Source organism: Microcoleus sp. S13C4, from assembly GCF_036700865.1.
Lineage (GTDB): Bacteria > Cyanobacteriota > Cyanobacteriia > Cyanobacteriales > Microcoleaceae > Microcoleus.
Genome location: NZ_JAUBPS010000027.1, coordinates 1 through 14,806, shown reverse-complemented (window position 1 = coordinate 14,806; position 14,806 = coordinate 1). Strand labels below are relative to the sequence as shown.

Sequence of the window (14,806 nt, the reverse complement as noted above, 5' to 3'; positions counted from 1 at the left end):
CTTAGATTAAAATAATATTTTGTGTTATCATAATGCGCCAAAAATGCAGCCTTGAGGGGGAAATTTCCGCAAAAATACAACTTGTATGGGCGGGTTTAACCCGAAATCTTTTTAGGTATCCAAGGATATCGATAAACGCGCCCCGCCTTACTCTTCCCTTTTGCCTATCCCCCCTTTCCTCTTGCTTCTTCCTTCTTCCCTCTTCCTTCTTCCTTCTTCCTTCTTTATGAACTCAACAAAATGTGCGATCGCCCTCGGTAGCAACTTAGGCGACTCCCTCGCCACACTCAAAAGCGCGATCGTAACCCTCAACAACACCCCAGGAATAGCAATAAAATCCCATTCAAGCTGGTATCAAACCGCCCCCGTTGGGCCGCCCCAACCCGATTACATCAACGCCTGTGCAATCCTAGAAGTTGCACTAGAACCCGAACAATTGCTAGCAACTTTATTAGAAATTGAGAGAAAATTTAATCGAATTCGCCGAGAAAAATGGGGGCCGAGAACCCTAGACCTAGATTTGCTGCTGTACGACAATTTAATCCTAGAAATTCCGACACTGACTCTACCTCATCCCCGGATGACCGAAAGAGCTTTTGTATTAGTACCTTTAGCAGAAATTGCCCCGGATTGGGTGCATCCGGTGACGAAAAGTGCGATCGTCCAACTCCTGCAAACAGCAGACTGTTCCGGAGTGCAAAAATTGCCACTGTAAAAATTGAGCAAAATTCACGGATCGTACCAATAAAAAAAATGCAACCGTAGGTAAGCTGCAAACTGTGATAGTTATCAGTCATTCCCAATCTAAAATCTAAAATCTAAAATCTAAAATCCTATGAGATCGCCTATGATGTCTTAAATCGGTGCACTCTAACATTATTCGCTTGTCGCTTATGTCGATCGGTCAAGAACTACCCCAACTCCTCAAACAGCGCCTATTTTACCAAGGGCGCAAATTTAATTTTGACGTAGCCACCCTTCGTCTTCCCAACGGTTCCGAAGGCGAGTGGGAATGTATTCGCCACCCGGGCGGAGCACTTGCAGTTCCCGTCACCCCCGAAGGTAAACTCGTCTTGGTACGACAATACCGCTTTGCCACAAAAGGGCGAATTTTAGAATTTCCCGCAGGTACAGTCGAAATCAATGAAAGCCCCGCCGAAACTATCAAACGCGAAATCGAAGAAGAAACCGGATATCGCGCTGGAAAATGGCAGACATTAGGGCAATTTTTTCTTGCCCCCGGTTATTCCGACGAAATCATTTATGCTTTTTTAGCCCAAGATTTGGAAAAACTGGAAAAGCCGCCAGCACAAGACGATGATGAAGACCTTGAAACAGTTTTATTCACCCCTGAAGAATTAGAAAAAGCTATTTTAGCTGGGGAACCAATTGACGCGAAATCAATTTCTAGCTTTTTCTTAGCCCGTCCATTTTTGACTTAAATAGGACTGACGAAAAAAACCCGGTTTCTTATAATCGTGCATCACACCGATAAATTTTAACTTAGAAACCGGGTTTTTGACCCCGGGTGTGTCCAGGACTGTAAAATCTAAAATCTAAAATCTAAAATCTAAAATCGAATGTCCGATCTAATTTTATTTTGGCACCGCCGCGACTTGCGTATTTCTGACAATATCGGACTGGCCACAGCGCGCCAGCAAAGCCCTAAAGTAGTCGGAATTTTTTGTCTCGATCGCAATATCCTAAATCGCGATGACGTAGCGCCAGCCCGAGTCACCTACATGATCGGCTGCTTGCAAAAACTTCAGCAGCGTTACAGCGAAGCAGGCAGTCAATTACTGATAATTCAAGATGACCCGATTCTCGGAATACCGAAATTAGCAACAGCGATAAATGCTCAAGCAGTATTTTGGAACTGGGATGTAGAACCCTACGCAAAACAGCGCGATCTCTCCGTATCAAACGCCCTCCAACAAGCAGGAATTCAAGTCCAAAATTTCTGGGATCAAGTCCTCCACGCCCCAGACGAAATTCGCAGCGGTACAGGACAACCCTACACAGTTTATACACCTTTTTGGAAAAAATGGAACAGTAAACCCAAAGCCCAACCCGTAGAGACACTGCCGATAACTTATCTGGAATTAATGACCGGATTAACGGCAGAAGAACAAGAACTCGCTAACCAAGCAGGTGCAATTGAAACACTGCCCACTGCCTCTAGTTTGGGATTTATTTGGGAAAATCCCTTAGTAATAGAACCGGGAGAAGATGCAGCGCGAGAAAAGTTGGAAGAATTTTGCGATCGGGCAATTTACCAATATCAAGAACAGCGCAATTTCCCCGCAGTTAGCGGCACATCCCAACTCAGCGCCGCCCTCAAGTTTGGTGCAATAGGCATCCGCACTGTTTGGCAAGCTACTCAGATAGTAATGGACACTTGCCACAGCGAAGAAGCGTGCACAAACATCCGTACTTGGCAACAGGAAATAGCGTGGCGGGAATTTTACCAACACGCCATGTATAACTTCCCAGAATTAGCAGACGGCCCCTATCGTCAAGCATTCAAAGACTTTCCGTGGGAGAACGATGAAAAACTCTTTCAAGCTTGGTGTAGAGGCAAAACTGGCTATCCTATTATCGATGCAGCAATGCGGCAGTTAAATCAGACAGGTTGGATGCACAATCGCTGCCGCATGATAGTCGCCAGCTTCCTCACCAAAGATTTAATTATTAACTGGCAGTGGGGGGAAAAATACTTTATGCAAAAATTGATAGACGCCGACCTTTCTGCTAATAATGGCGGCTGGCAGTGGAGTGCATCTAGCGGCATGGATCCGAAACCTTTGCGGATATTCAATCCCGCCAGTCAAGCTCAAAAATTTGACCCGGAAGGGGAATATATTCGGCACTGGGTTCCCGAATTGCGCCGCGTTGATACTAAACTTTTGTTAACAGGAAATATTTCGCCTTTAGAACGCCGACTTCTTCCTTATCCCGATCCGATCGTAGATCACAACCAGCAGCAGCGCAAGTTTAAGGAACTTTACAAGCAGCAAAAAATTTAAACATCACACCCAGAACCCCGACTTGTTCCATAAGTCGGGGTTCTAGCGGACATTATGATATAGGACTTACGCAATCATCCCAGGTATGGGGGCAACCACGGGGGGTTTGCCCCTACAAAACATATATATTGAGGCTGTGCCTCAGTCCTGTTACCTACGTAATTAATATGTGATATCATGTTCTATTAATTACCCTTAAAAAAGTTGTTTGTAGTAAGGACTTTAGTCCTATCCTCACTCTATTTGAGAGCGGTCGTACTCACTAAAAACTATTAATGGTTATATAAACGGAGAATTTTTTATGATTCAAACCATAATCAAATCGATAACATTGGAAGAATTTTTAGAATGGTATCCAGATGGAAAAGGACGTTTCGAGCTACGCAATGGAGTAATAGTTGAGATGAACCCAAATGGCGAGCATGAGGAAGTTACAGGTTTTCTCATCCGAAAAATTAACGTAGAAATTGACCGTTTAAATCTTCCTTATGTAACACCGTCAACTTATTTTGTCAGACCTCCCGAAACGACCACGGGCTACCAGCCTGATCTCATAGTCTTAGACAAAACAGCCTTAATTTCAGAGCCACTCTGGAAAAAATCATCAGTTATTTCTCAAGGTAGCTCTGTCAAGCTTGTTGTCGAAGTGGTTAGCACTAACTGGCAAGATGATTACTTGGTAAAAGTGGCTGAGTATGAAAGATTGGGTATCCCGGAATACTGGGTTGTTGACTATGCTGCTTTGGGTGGCCGGCGCTTCATCGGCAATCCCAAACAACCTACTGTCTCGATTTACCAGTTGGTTGATGGGGAGTACCAGGTTAGCCAGTTCCGAGAGGGCGATACGATTATTTCGTCTGCCTTCGGGGAAATTAATCTGACTGTTGAGCAGGTTTTTAGCTCTATAACTTAAACAAATCGGAGGTTGAAATGGTAACTCTGCAATTAAGACAAATCAGTGTACCCCCAGGACATAGAGTGCTGTTCCATGATGTCAACTGGCAGGAATTTGAAGCAATTTTAGAAGAGTTGGGAGAACACCGTGGCTCTAGAATAGCTTACAGTCAAGGAACTTTGGAGATTAGGATGCCACTACCAGAACATGAATTCAATAAGGAAATCATTGGCGATATGGTGAAAATATTACTCGAAGAACTGGAAATTGATCGAGAATGTTTTGGTTCGACGACTTTTAAGCGAAAAAGTATGTTACAAGGAATTGAACCTGACAACTGCTTTTACATTCAGAATTATGCTTTAATGATTGGTAAAAAGCGGATAGACTTAACCATCGATCCGCCGCCTGACTTAGCAATTGAAGTTGATCTAACTTCCAAAACTCAACTCGATGCTTACGAGGCGCTGGGAGTGCCTGAAATCTGGCGCTATGAAAATAAGAAGCTTCAGATTAATGTGCTTCAAGATGGGAAATATGTTGCATCGGAAATTAGTCCGATTTTTCCCAACCTGCCAATTATTGAAGCTATTTCTCAATATTGCGAACAAAGCCAAACAGCGGGCACGAGTCAAACTCTCAGATTGTTTCGGAAGTGGGTTAAAGACCAAATACAAAATTGATAGGAAATCCCTAGTTAACGCACGGGCTGTTAAAAAGCAGGCTTCTTGACGATCGCAAAAAAGCCATTTTCTCACAGCAAGCGTCCTAATCCCCTTGTCTTGTTAATTTCGCTTTTGGGAAATAGAGAGAGAGTAAGGGTGTTGACCTTGAGATCGATCGCCCACAAAAATAACATAAGTCCCCTTGTCCCCATAACCGGAAAATTCTACATTCCCCGCAGCAGCATTCGCCGGCAGCACGCAGAAACGCCCCCTCGGCCCCTGAATCATCAAACTCGGAGCTCCAGCGGTTTGTACTGCAATCCGCCAGTAAGGCAAATCCTGCGTTACTTCGATGACGTGGTTTGGTGCTTGGGACACAAAACCGCAGTCGCCGCTATTGTTCGGGCCGCCGGAAACTCCAGAAACTCCCAGCGGTTCGGGAAATCCCGGAGCAATTTGTAGCGGTTGGCTCCGAAGGGCACCGGCATCCGCTAAAATCATTGCCAAGGCTACGGTCACGATCAGGCTAAACCACAGTTTGCCGCGATCGCCCGGATAATGGATCTTCATGTTTCCTCACACAATGGCATTTGGTTCTAGTTCTTTGACGGTAGGGGATAATGGCGGTTCCAAACACATTAATCTAAAATAACTACTGAATTTTTTTATGAATCCTCAAAATAACTTCAATTGGCAGCAAGCGATCGGAGAACTAAAAGCTAAAGTAGAACGATCGCCACTCATCACACAAAATTCAGACAGCTATCAAGCCGTCGGAACCTTATACAATCAATTACTGGACAAGTTTCAAAGACTCCCTAAACCGGGGCAGGTGGCAGCCTTTGCCGTCGGAGCGATAATTGTCCTGACAGTCTTCAATAGCGTCGTACAGCTAATTTCAGCGCTGATGACTCTTGCCGTTCTCGGAGTGCTAATCTACATAGCGTATAAATTGGCAATTTCTCCGCAGTCCTCAAATACTAACGACAAATAATAGGAATTTCTAAATATGGCTAACCCCACCGCGCCCAGCGGCATCAATCAACCCGATCCGTCTTGGCCAACACAATCCAAGCAAATGCCACTGCTGGTTCGCAGGTGCGGCGCTTGGGCCGTGGAAATTTCGTTAATTGCCGCCAGCGCCCTCGTTCCCTTCAGTATCGGGGCATTGGTGAACAAGGAATCTCAAACCGTGCCGCTCAATTCCTCAGTAGCAGCAGCATCCGAAACCGTCGCCCGTACTTTGGGCATACCGGTGCGCGATCGCAGCCCCAGAGTCGCACCCCTAACTAATCTCTTCTGGTCAGGGGCGTTGCTGGCACCGGCAGTTTTAGCGGGCTGGCAACTGTTTTTGCTCGCCAGAACCGGTCAAACTACCCCCAAACGCTGGTTTGGGGTCAAAGTTGTCACAGCGTCGGGCACTCCTCCGGGTTTTGGGCAAGTGCTAATTCGCGAAAGTTTGGGGCGCTGGGGAGTGCCTCTGGGCCTCGCTTACGGCATTTGGCGCTTGAGCGGGGCGTTTCCTGATTTGCTGATTTTAGGGGGGCTCAGCGGCTTGGCAGTGCTCGCAGACGGCGCTGTTGCATGGCGTTACAAACGGCAATCCGGACACGATCGCCTCGCGAATACTTTGGTCGTCAACGCTCGATCGAATCAACTGTCTGACAATCCTGTCCAGACTCAAGATTGGACAGAGGAAGACGCGCAGATTGCGGCTTTGGTTGTGACTCCGCAAAGCGGCCTGAAAGTAAATCGCAGTTTGTGGAATTGGATGCGCCAACACCCGGGCACAACTTTAGTGATAGTTACCATCGGTAGCGCGGGATTGATTTTAACTTTGTTTGTCGGCACTCTTATATACACTCAAAGTCAAGCAAATATGCGGGATTCCCGGCAGCGGAACGACCAATTATTTGTAGCTTTAGTGAGCAAATTGTCTCCCACATCGGCTAGCGGGGCATCGGGCAGGCGATCGGCCATTTTGGCTTTGGGGGCCGTGGAAGACTCCCGCGCCGTACCGCTGCTAGCGGATTTGCTCGCTCAAGAAGACAACCGCGCCATGCTGGACGCGATCCAGCAAGCTTTAGTCAGTAGCGGGCCGAAAGCTTTGCCTGAGTTGCAGCGGTTGAACCAAGCCCTCAGCAACGACCTCGATTCACTGCGCTTTGGCGGCAAGGCCCCAGAACGCGAGTTAGCGGCCGCCCGCCAGCGAACAGTACAAAGGGCGATCGGCAAAATTCTCACAGTGTATAGCAGCCAACTCAACGGCGCGGATCTCAGCCGCACCGATTTAGCTCAAAGTCCTGCCGGCCCGTCTCAGTTTACTTTAGTATTAAACAAAGTTGACTTGTCGGGAATTAAGCTGAAAAATGCCAATTTAACCAATGCCAGCTTGCAGGGATCTCGCTTTTACGGCACCGGCGAAGACAGGCGTCCGGCTACATTTGACGATTGGATTTCTGACTTGAGCGGCGCTAATTTGGAAGGAGTAAATTTGACCGGGGCGTTTTTGAACAGTGCTGTAATGAACCGCACTACTTTTGTGCGCGCTGTCATGAACAAAGCTAATTTGTCAAACGGCAATTTGAACTCAGCTAATTTCAGCAGTGCTATTTTAATCGGCGCCAATTTGCAGGAAGCACAGTTAAAAAATGCAAGTTTTACTGGTGCAGATATCGGAAGCGCTAATTTGTCGGGAGCGGATTTGTCAGGTGCCCGTTTGGCCAAAGTGAAGGCTCAAGGCGCTCAGTTGTCCTTGACAAATTTGTCTAAATCTGAATGGCAAGGTGCTGATTTGTCCGGTGCTGATTTGAGCGGCGCTAACTTACAAAATGCCGACTTGAGTTCAACTAAACTCGCCAACGTGAATTTAAAAGATGCTCGGTTGCAAGATGCGAATTTTCGGAATGCGGAGGTGAGTTCCGTTGATTTTAGGGGCGCGAATTTAGCGGGCGCGAATTTTAAAGGCGCTGTGTTTCTGGGGAAAACAGCTCCGGATCAATTTATTCAAAGTCCGACGGGGAGTAAATCGGGTCGATTCCTAGGAGTTGATTTTACGGAGGCTAAGAATTTAGATAAAAGTCAAATTGCTTACATTTGTTTGCAGGGGGGGATTCATCCGAAGTGCCCGCAGAAGAAGTAAGGATTGGTTGTTAGCGAGTAGGCTAATACAGTGGATCAACCAACAGGTAGGGTAATTATGAGCGTTAAGCGAATCATTTACCTCATCCTAGCAATTCTGGGCCTTGTGCTGCCTTGGTACTATAACTTGCAGTTTTTTAGCAATGCTGGCTTGCTCGACTTTGTAAACGAGAGTTCGACTAATCTTGCGGCGAAATCGGTAAGTTTAGATTTGTTTATCGCAACTGTAGCAGGCAGCACTTGGATGTACGCTGAGTCAAAACGATTGGATATAAGTTTTGTAGGGCTGTACATACTTCTGGGTGTGCTTGTTTCGTTTTCATGTGCTTTCCCACTTTTCTTGTTTGTGCGGGAAACCAAGCTGGAAAAATCAAGCGAAGTCTCAAGTTGAATAGTTTTTTAACCGGTTAGTGCCACGCAGCACAATAATTCGGTGCAGGCGATCGAGGTATTATATAATTTCCGGTAAAATCACCGTTATATGTTTGTAGTGACGACGGAAGTCCTCAGAATTTTATCAGGATTAAATTCGTCATTACAAACCAACGTGATTGTTGTCGTTTGAGGGGACATAATATTAATAGCATTTTTACTCATTTCTTGCTAAAAAGTGTTGTGTTGAGTTTCGTTCCCCGGGCCAAACCTAGTATTGCATTGTTTATTGAAATTGATATTACGCAATAGCATCCGAACTGGCAAGAGTCTCGAATTGCGCCAATAGCATTGCATCACCATTATTTGGAGTTCCAAAAATTTTAGGTAACTGACCTGTTTCAGCGAGAACTTGTCTCACTTCTCGGTTAGATACATCGGCTAGATTTTTGTTATTTAGAATTGCATTAACCGCAGCGATACCCACACCTTGACCAACTGCGGCGTTGAATTCCACAATTCTGCCGACAGAACAAGCAAACCCTTGAAATCCAGAACACGGACTGACCACTGCCAGGTTAGGAACGTTTTTAATTAATGCGTGGCGGATGCCAACATTAAAGATAGGGTGTTTAAAACTCAGACTTTTAAACCATCCTAGACTGTTTGCTTTCTCGCCAATACCTGGGATGCCTCCGCGTACATCAAAATGATAGCTAAATGTTGCCAGCGCCTCATTAGCAGGTACGCCACCTAACAGCATTTGTGCGCCGGTTAAAGGTTCTACAACTCCCGTCACATTGCCAGCGTGTCTGATATAAATTTCTGAGGCATAAGTAACAGAAGTAGCGCCCAAACTCCTCAGCCAAGTTGTAACAAATAACATCTCTCTTTGCATATTAGCCGTGGGTTTGCTGCCGCTTCTCGCTAAGGCTTCCGCTTCGCTGCTGGTGACTGCAAATAAAAGCGCATTCCAGGAAAGTCTATCATTTGGAAGTATGGCTATATTTCCCTCGTCTAAAATTACGCCGCTTTCACGAAAAGATAGTTTTATTCCTCTAAAAGAGTGGTAAGCTACAGACAAAGCCGGCGAGCGTACATCGATGTAATCGTTGCCCGCCCACAGAGTTTTGACATTGCCTTGGGTGTCGATCATTTCTCGCCGAAGTTCTTCTGCTAGTTGGGCATCCTTGTCTGCAGCGTACAGCAAAAATTTTTGACTCTCTGAATCTGCCAGGTTTGTGAACCGTTTTAGATACAGATAATCGAATTCTTTCAGTGTTCTTGCACTGAGTCCTTGGGTTTCAAAAACGAGGGTGACTGGAAGTTCTGAGTTAGGCAGACCAAATGTTTCAAATCCCTTCAGCTTTCTCACACCAGCAGCTTGAGCTAATTCGGCATTGACAGTGGCATCAATAAATTGCTTACCGGCATAAACTACGCCTTTAGAGGTGGTTATACTGGCAATTTTTTGACCGGCTTTAGTGACTGATTGAATTTCTACTTTGCTGAGGAGATCGGCCCCAGCTTGTACCAGCATTTCTTTCAGCGCTGCACTGGCTTTGCGGGGGTCAAGTGCAATTGCGGTGACACCGGATTTTTGTAAGAATTCTTTATAGATTGTCGCGGGTGAACCAAAGATATCTAACTTTAAAGATTGTTGAAGTTCTTCACTAATCTGACTTCTATCTAAATAAGCAAGACCCCCTCTTACCAAATGCCCGCCAATTCCTTCTTGCAAGCTTGCTTTCGACATCAGTAGAATTCGCGGATAACGCTTTGTTCGGCGAAGATATTCTCTGGAAGCAGAGATAACAGCTAGAACTCCAGGAACTTCATCACCAAAACAGATGACATCGTAAGAACGCACATCCATGACCATTATTTAATACCCTCTCCTAATTTTCATCTTTTCGAGCTGAATCTCAATGTTTGCCGTCCAACTCTCTGTTTTTCCCAAATCTAGCTCGATCTTTCCTGATTTTTGCGATAAATATTCACACATTCTTGGATGCAGAAACCGGGTTTTTTCCAGAAAATCTTTCGTTGAGGACGATCGATCTCTGTTGAAAAACCCGGTTTCTGAGCATCTAGAGTCGGTCAGTCTGGTACTCTTGATTGCCATCAACTCAGATTATCAGGATCTATCCCCAACTCCCGCAATCGCTGAGCCAGTCGATCGGAACGTTCAGCCAGTCGATCGGCGCGCTGCGATTCCTGTTGGGCGCGCTGCGATTCCTGTTGGGCGCGTTGCGATTCCTGTTGGGCGCGCTGGGCTGATTCTTTCACCTGTTCTTCAGGAGTCAGATAACGTTTTCCATCGGCATCATACCAATACAACCACTCCCTTGTCACCCCAGAATAACTTCCCCTTTCACAACCAATCCCCAAACTAATCTCTGGCATCCAAACTGGATTTCCTGACTGTAACTCATACTTCCCATTGACTAACTTGTGTATTTCCAAATGAGGTTTACGACGGCGGCGAGAAGAATAAATGACGTAATAAAGTACGCCTAAAGCTTGATATTCCTCTAACTTTGTGGTGTATTCTTTGCGATAAGTTGGGGAAACTACTTCCAGCACAAAAGTCGGCAGAACATTTTCATCCCACAGCACGTAACTGGGGCGCAATTCTTCATCATAAAACCTTTCTACACCTAAACTCAAGAAAGCATCTGGCACAATGGCAGGTTTGTCGGGGTGATAGTAGATACCCATATCTATGCCAAAAAACCAGTCCATGCGTTCTGCCCAAAGTATGAGCAATATTGCTTTTAACAACCCTGGTATTAGTTCTTGCAGTTCGTTATCCACAGGCGTTTCATCAGAGTCGGGTAGTTCATCGGCTGAGGGCCAGTGCCTCGGAAATTTGTAATCTAACATGGCGACTTTCCTCAAAACTCACTAAGATTATAGCCTTTACTTGTTTTGCGATACTTGTTTATCTGGCTACAAACTACTTTGTAAATACTAAAAGAATATTTATTTAACCACCCGCGAAGGCGCGAAGGACGCGAAGGAAGAGAAAAAATAGAACGAAGAAGATAGGTAATCTCGACTGAGTTAATCTAAATGAATTTTTGTAAAAGATTTGCTGAGACTTACGCGATCGACTAAACTATGTCTAACCAGTCGGTTCTAATGGGGAGCAGCCGTTAGAGGAAACGGGGAAAGTTCGGTGCAAGTCCGGCGCTGTCCCGCAACTGTAATGAGAGTATTGTCGCTTTCTGAGTCAGGATGCCCGCCGATGTGTTAGTTTACATAGTCTCATCTGCGAGGTTCAGTGTGAAGACCAGAAATCGGAAATTGGTCAGCTTGGGATTGATGGCTGGCTTGAGTTGTTATATTGTCTTGGGTTCGGCAACGCCTGCCGCAGCTATGCACATTTCGGAAGGTTTTTTGCCGGTGCAATGGGCTGCATTTTGGTGGATGGTGGCGTTGCCTTTTTTTGCAGTAGGTTTGCGATCGATTACTCGCATTACAAAAGAACACCCGGAACTTAAATTATTGCTTGCTTTGGCGGGTGCGTTTACTTTTGTGCTTTCTGCTTTAAAAATTCCCTCGGTAACGGGCAGTTGTTCTCACCCGACGGGTACTGGTTTGGGTGCAATTTTGTTCGGCCCTTCGGTGATGGCTGTACTGGGGGCTTTAGTTTTGTTGTTTCAAACGTTACTGTTAGCGCACGGTGGCTTGACTACGCTGGGAGCAAATATGTTTTCGATGGCGATTGTCGGCCCTTTCGCTGCGTATTTTATCTATCAATTGCTGTTGCGAACTGGTAGCCAGCGGGCGGCAATTTTTTGTGCGGCGGCTTTGGCAGATTTACTGACTTATGTAACGACTTCGATTCAATTAGCATTAGCTTTTCCGGCAGCAAGTGGCGGTTTTATGGCTTCGTTTCTCAAGTTTGCTGGCATCTTTGCTATCACTCAAGTACCGCTGGCCATCAGTGAGGGATTGCTAACTCTATTGGTTTGGAATTGGCTGCATTCTTACGGGAAGCCGGAGTTGGAAACTTTGAAATTATTGAGACAGGAGTCATAAGCCGTGAATCAAAAACCTACAAAAAATCACCAATCTACTTCGCGGCAAAATTGGCTGTTGGCTGGCGCTGTGATTGTTCTGGCAGCGTTTCCTCTCGTTTTTGTGCGCGGTAAATACGGGGGTTCCGATGACCAAGCTAAGAAAGCAATTACCGAAATTCAACCGGGTTATAAACCTTGGTTTAATCATTTGTTTGAGCCGGCTAGCGGAGAAATTGCCAGTCTATTGTTTGCGTCTCAAGCGGCGATGGGGGCTGGCGTAGTTGGGTACGTCATTGGGTTGTATAAAGGCCGATCGCAATCTCGGCAGCAGTCTGATAATAAATCGTCGGAATGAACCATCAGATTGATAGTCTGGCTTATAGCAATCGCTTGCGCGGGTTGCCGCCAGCTCACAAGTTATCATTTGCGATCGCCCTTTTAATTCTGTCTCTAGTTTCTGGGGCGATCGTCCAATTGTCGATCGGCCTTTGGTTGGCCGTCTGGATCGTCGTCTATGCGGGTATTCCGGGGAAACTGTATTTGCGGTTGCTGTCGCTACCGTTGATGTTTTTGCTGACAAGTTTGCCTGCTTTGGCGCTGGGTGCGGTTGCGGGCGATCGTATCCCCGCGATTCAGTGGGATATTTGGCAAGGTTGGGGCATTAGCATCGGCACTTTTTATCTGTATCTAAGTCGCACAGGAATATACCAAGTGAGCTTGCTATTTGCCCGTGCCTTCGCATCGACAAGCTGTATGTATTTCATCCTCTTGACGGTGCCATTTACCGAAATCTTGCAGATTCTCAGACAATTACGCTGTCCAGAGTTAGTCACAGAACTGCTATTACTAATGTATCGGTTTATTTTTAGCTTATTGGCGATCGCCGATGAACTTTGGATAGCACAAAACTCGCGCTGCGGCTATCGCACTTGGAAACTGGGAATGCGTAGTTTAGGCATTTTAATCGGGCAATTGCTGCAGCGAACTTTAGAAAACTACCGTCAAGTCTCGCTGAGTTTAGCGTCTCGCGGCTTTAATGGAGAACTGCGCGTTTGGAATTCTTATCCTTACAAGCCTTCGCGAAGATATACATTTGAAGCTGTGTTTGGCTGCACGGTTTTAACCCTGTTAAGTATTGTATTTCAACCTAATTAAACCTTGGGGCGGGCTAGAAGCCCACCCCACAATAGTTTCAATAAACAGGATTGTAAAAATTAAACTTTGGGTCGCTGCTCCAAGACCACCCCACAATAGTTTCAAAAGACAGGATTATAAAAATCCGATTAACACCACCTTAGCAATCAAAAAAAAATGTGGGATGGGCTTCTAGCCCGTCCCAAAAAAGCCCACTCTCCCAAGCTTCATCTTATAAATATGACTTTTATGAACTAAATCAATGAATTATATGAGTTGACCTCACCAGAAACCTATTGAATAATAGTTATCAATAGCTGTTCAGTAGGAATTATATTATGAATCCACGGCAACTCAAAAAAATACTTTATTTATTCACCACCTTATTGACCATATTTATGGTCACAGTCACTCATGTAGCCGCCCAACAACTACCTTTCTACTGGGAGAATATCAACGTCCTAATCGACGTTCAGACGAACGGAGATATGTTAGTCACCGAAACGCAAAAATATGTATTTACTGGCGACTACAACACCGAACGATATCGCTATATTCCTTTAGGCAAAGTCGATGAAATCAAAGATGTGACAGTTGCCGAAAATAATCAAAAAATCGCCAGTACCACCGGGATTGAAAACAATCAACTTTGGATTCGTTGGCAACATCAATTAAAAGCGCCAGAATCACATACTTTTGTGATCAAATATCGCGTAGTAGGTGGATTGCAGCTAGATGGTCAGGATACTCAAGTTTATTGGAAAGCCATTTCATCAGGTCGCAAAGCTCCGATCAATGCCGCAAAAGTTAGAGTAAAATTACCAGAACCTTTGTCAGGTAAAGTTCTCTCGTTTACGAATTTTGGTACGCCAGCCATCCCTCACAAAGTAGATGCTAAAACATTTGAATTTGTGGCAAGTCAGCCTGTGTTACCGGAACAAGAATTAGAAGTACAAATCGCATTTCCCCAGCAAATTCTCAATGTACCTCAACCTCGCTGGCAACAAACTGGCAATCAATCTCAATCTTCTTCGGAAGGGGAAGACCACGACGGCAGTTTTGGGGTACTAATCTTTGTGGTGTTTCCCGGCATTGTAGCAACTATCTTCTGCATCCGCAGCTTTATTGAGGAGGACATCAAGAATCGAAGCTGCCCTGAGTGCCAAACACTCAAACTCAAACGGACTTATAAAGTTTTGTTGAAGCCTACATATACCAGTGCAGGAAACAAGGAAGTTACCTGCAAATGTCGAAACTGCTCTTACCATCACAAGTATGAAGTAGTAATGGGAATCTTGAGCAATGACAGTGATGGCGGTGGCGGTGGTGGTGGCGGTGGCGGTGGCGGTGGTGGCGGCGGTGGCGGTGGTGGTGGCGGTGGCGGTGGCGGTGGTTAATATCAACGCGACTTACGCATCACAATTAAAGAAACCGGGTTTTTACTGAATCTGTGGGTTGTAACGAAGTATTAGACCTCTTGCGAAAGTCTCAGGCGATCTCTAATTTAGTCTTTAAAGAAAGTTCATAATTATAAATGCCAGCGAT

General features: G+C 45.5%; 15 protein-coding genes and 1 riboswitch. Of the genes, 12 read left to right on the top strand and 3 right to left on the bottom strand.

Annotated features, from left to right (window positions below; genetic code table 11):
- Positions 1-226: 226 nt before the first annotated feature.
- The 5 genes from folK (at position 227) to QT996_RS13610 (ending at position 4,604) form a co-directional block, all read left to right on the top strand.
- A complete protein-coding gene (gene folK, locus QT996_RS13630) occupies positions 227-715 on the top strand; it encodes a 2-amino-4-hydroxy-6-hydroxymethyldihydropteridine diphosphokinase (protein WP_333047102.1) in 489 nt (162 codons plus the stop codon).
- Positions 716-893: 178 nt separating this feature from the next.
- On the top strand, positions 894-1,442 hold the full coding sequence (locus QT996_RS13625) for an NUDIX hydrolase (protein ID WP_333047168.1): 549 nt from the start codon (positions 894-896) through the stop codon (positions 1,440-1,442).
- Between the two features lie 138 nt (positions 1,443-1,580).
- Positions 1,581-3,026, top strand: a complete 1,446-nt coding sequence (locus tag QT996_RS13620) for an FAD-binding domain-containing protein (protein ID WP_333047101.1) — start codon at positions 1,581-1,583, stop codon at positions 3,024-3,026.
- A 301-nt stretch (positions 3,027-3,327) separates the two neighbouring features.
- A complete protein-coding gene (locus tag QT996_RS13615) occupies positions 3,328-3,939 on the top strand; it encodes a Uma2 family endonuclease (protein ID WP_333047100.1) in 612 nt (203 codons plus the stop codon).
- Between the two features lie 17 nt (positions 3,940-3,956).
- Entirely contained in the window at positions 3,957-4,604 is a 648-nt protein-coding gene (locus QT996_RS13610; protein ID WP_333047098.1) for a Uma2 family endonuclease, read from the top strand.
- 102 nt (positions 4,605-4,706) lie between these two features.
- Here QT996_RS13610 and QT996_RS13605 read toward each other — a convergent pair whose 3' ends face one another.
- On the bottom strand, positions 4,707-5,156 hold the full coding sequence (locus tag QT996_RS13605; protein ID WP_333047096.1) for a hypothetical protein: 450 nt from the start codon (positions 5,154-5,156) through the stop codon (positions 4,707-4,709).
- Between the two features lie 97 nt (positions 5,157-5,253).
- Between QT996_RS13605 and QT996_RS13600 the strand changes: the two genes are divergently transcribed.
- Genes QT996_RS13600 through QT996_RS13590 form a run of 3 tightly spaced genes read left to right on the top strand, consistent with a single transcriptional unit; the run spans position 5,254 to position 8,118 of the window.
- Positions 5,254-5,580, top strand: a complete 327-nt coding sequence (locus tag QT996_RS13600) for a hypothetical protein (protein WP_333047095.1) — start codon at positions 5,254-5,256, stop codon at positions 5,578-5,580.
- A gap of 15 nt (positions 5,581-5,595) precedes the next feature.
- Positions 5,596-7,728 (top strand): pentapeptide repeat-containing protein, encoded by a 2,133-nt coding sequence (locus QT996_RS13595; RefSeq protein ID WP_333047093.1) that lies wholly within the window; start codon positions 5,596-5,598, stop codon positions 7,726-7,728.
- Positions 7,729-7,758: 30 nt separating this feature from the next.
- The gene (locus tag QT996_RS13590; RefSeq protein WP_333047092.1) at positions 7,759-8,118 is read left to right on the top strand and encodes a DUF2834 domain-containing protein; all 360 of its coding nucleotides are present in this window, start codon (positions 7,759-7,761) and stop codon (positions 8,116-8,118) included.
- Between the two features lie 282 nt (positions 8,119-8,400).
- Here the strand turns inward: QT996_RS13590 and QT996_RS13585 are convergent, their stop codons facing one another.
- Both QT996_RS13585 and QT996_RS13580 read right to left on the bottom strand, forming a co-directional pair.
- On the bottom strand, positions 8,401-9,975 hold the full coding sequence (locus QT996_RS13585) for an FAD-dependent oxidoreductase (protein WP_333047091.1): 1,575 nt from the start codon (positions 9,973-9,975) through the stop codon (positions 8,401-8,403).
- 248 nt (positions 9,976-10,223) lie between these two features.
- A complete protein-coding gene (locus QT996_RS13580; RefSeq protein ID WP_333047090.1) occupies positions 10,224-10,985 on the bottom strand; it encodes a Uma2 family endonuclease in 762 nt (253 codons plus the stop codon).
- A 233-nt stretch (positions 10,986-11,218) separates the two neighbouring features.
- Positions 11,219-11,365: riboswitch (cobalamin riboswitch) on the top strand.
- A gap of 61 nt (positions 11,366-11,426) precedes the next feature.
- Between QT996_RS13580 and QT996_RS13575 the strand changes: the two genes are divergently transcribed.
- The 4 genes from QT996_RS13575 (at position 11,427) to QT996_RS13560 (ending at position 14,658) form a co-directional block, all read left to right on the top strand.
- The gene (locus QT996_RS13575) at positions 11,427-12,146 is read left to right on the top strand and encodes an energy-coupling factor ABC transporter permease (RefSeq protein WP_333047166.1); all 720 of its coding nucleotides are present in this window, start codon (positions 11,427-11,429) and stop codon (positions 12,144-12,146) included.
- A 3-nt stretch (positions 12,147-12,149) separates the two neighbouring features.
- Positions 12,150-12,482, top strand: coding sequence for an energy-coupling factor ABC transporter substrate-binding protein (locus QT996_RS13570; protein ID WP_333047089.1), 333 nt, complete (start codon positions 12,150-12,152; stop codon positions 12,480-12,482).
- The gene (gene cbiQ / locus QT996_RS13565; protein ID WP_333047088.1) at positions 12,479-13,282 is read left to right on the top strand and encodes a cobalt ECF transporter T component CbiQ; all 804 of its coding nucleotides are present in this window, start codon (positions 12,479-12,481) and stop codon (positions 13,280-13,282) included. The genes QT996_RS13570 and cbiQ overlap by 4 nt, the downstream gene beginning before the upstream one ends.
- Positions 13,283-13,599: 317 nt before the next feature.
- Positions 13,600-14,658, top strand: a complete 1,059-nt coding sequence (locus tag QT996_RS13560; RefSeq protein WP_333047087.1) for a DUF2207 domain-containing protein — start codon at positions 13,600-13,602, stop codon at positions 14,656-14,658.
- The last annotated feature ends 148 nt before the right edge of the window (positions 14,659-14,806 follow it).

Excerpts from the sequence above, each read along its gene's own strand:
- QT996_RS13575 (WP_333047166.1), top strand. The coding sequence starts at position 11,427 with ATGGCTGGCTTGAGTTGTTATATTGTCTTGGGTTCGGCAACGCCTGCC.
- QT996_RS13610 (WP_333047098.1), top strand. The coding sequence starts at position 3,957 with ATGGTAACTCTGCAATTAAGACAAATCAGTGTACCCCCAGGACATAGA.
- QT996_RS13600 (WP_333047095.1), top strand. The coding sequence starts at position 5,254 with ATGAATCCTCAAAATAACTTCAATTGGCAGCAAGCGATCGGAGAACTA.
- QT996_RS13560 (WP_333047087.1), top strand. The coding sequence starts at position 13,600 with ATGAATCCACGGCAACTCAAAAAAATACTTTATTTATTCACCACCTTA.
- QT996_RS13595 (WP_333047093.1), top strand. The coding sequence starts at position 5,596 with ATGGCTAACCCCACCGCGCCCAGCGGCATCAATCAACCCGATCCGTCT.
- folK (WP_333047102.1), top strand. The coding sequence starts at position 227 with ATGAACTCAACAAAATGTGCGATCGCCCTCGGTAGCAACTTAGGCGAC.
- QT996_RS13585 (WP_333047091.1), bottom strand. The coding sequence starts at position 9,975 with ATGGATGTGCGTTCTTACGATGTCATCTGTTTTGGTGATGAAGTTCCT.
- QT996_RS13615 (WP_333047100.1), top strand. The coding sequence starts at position 3,328 with ATGATTCAAACCATAATCAAATCGATAACATTGGAAGAATTTTTAGAA.
- QT996_RS13625 (WP_333047168.1), top strand. The coding sequence starts at position 894 with ATGTCGATCGGTCAAGAACTACCCCAACTCCTCAAACAGCGCCTATTT.
- QT996_RS13580 (WP_333047090.1), bottom strand. The coding sequence starts at position 10,985 with ATGTTAGATTACAAATTTCCGAGGCACTGGCCCTCAGCCGATGAACTA.
- cbiQ (WP_333047088.1), top strand. The coding sequence starts at position 12,479 with ATGAACCATCAGATTGATAGTCTGGCTTATAGCAATCGCTTGCGCGGG.
- QT996_RS13620 (WP_333047101.1), top strand. The coding sequence starts at position 1,581 with ATGTCCGATCTAATTTTATTTTGGCACCGCCGCGACTTGCGTATTTCT.
- QT996_RS13605 (WP_333047096.1), bottom strand. The coding sequence starts at position 5,156 with ATGAAGATCCATTATCCGGGCGATCGCGGCAAACTGTGGTTTAGCCTG.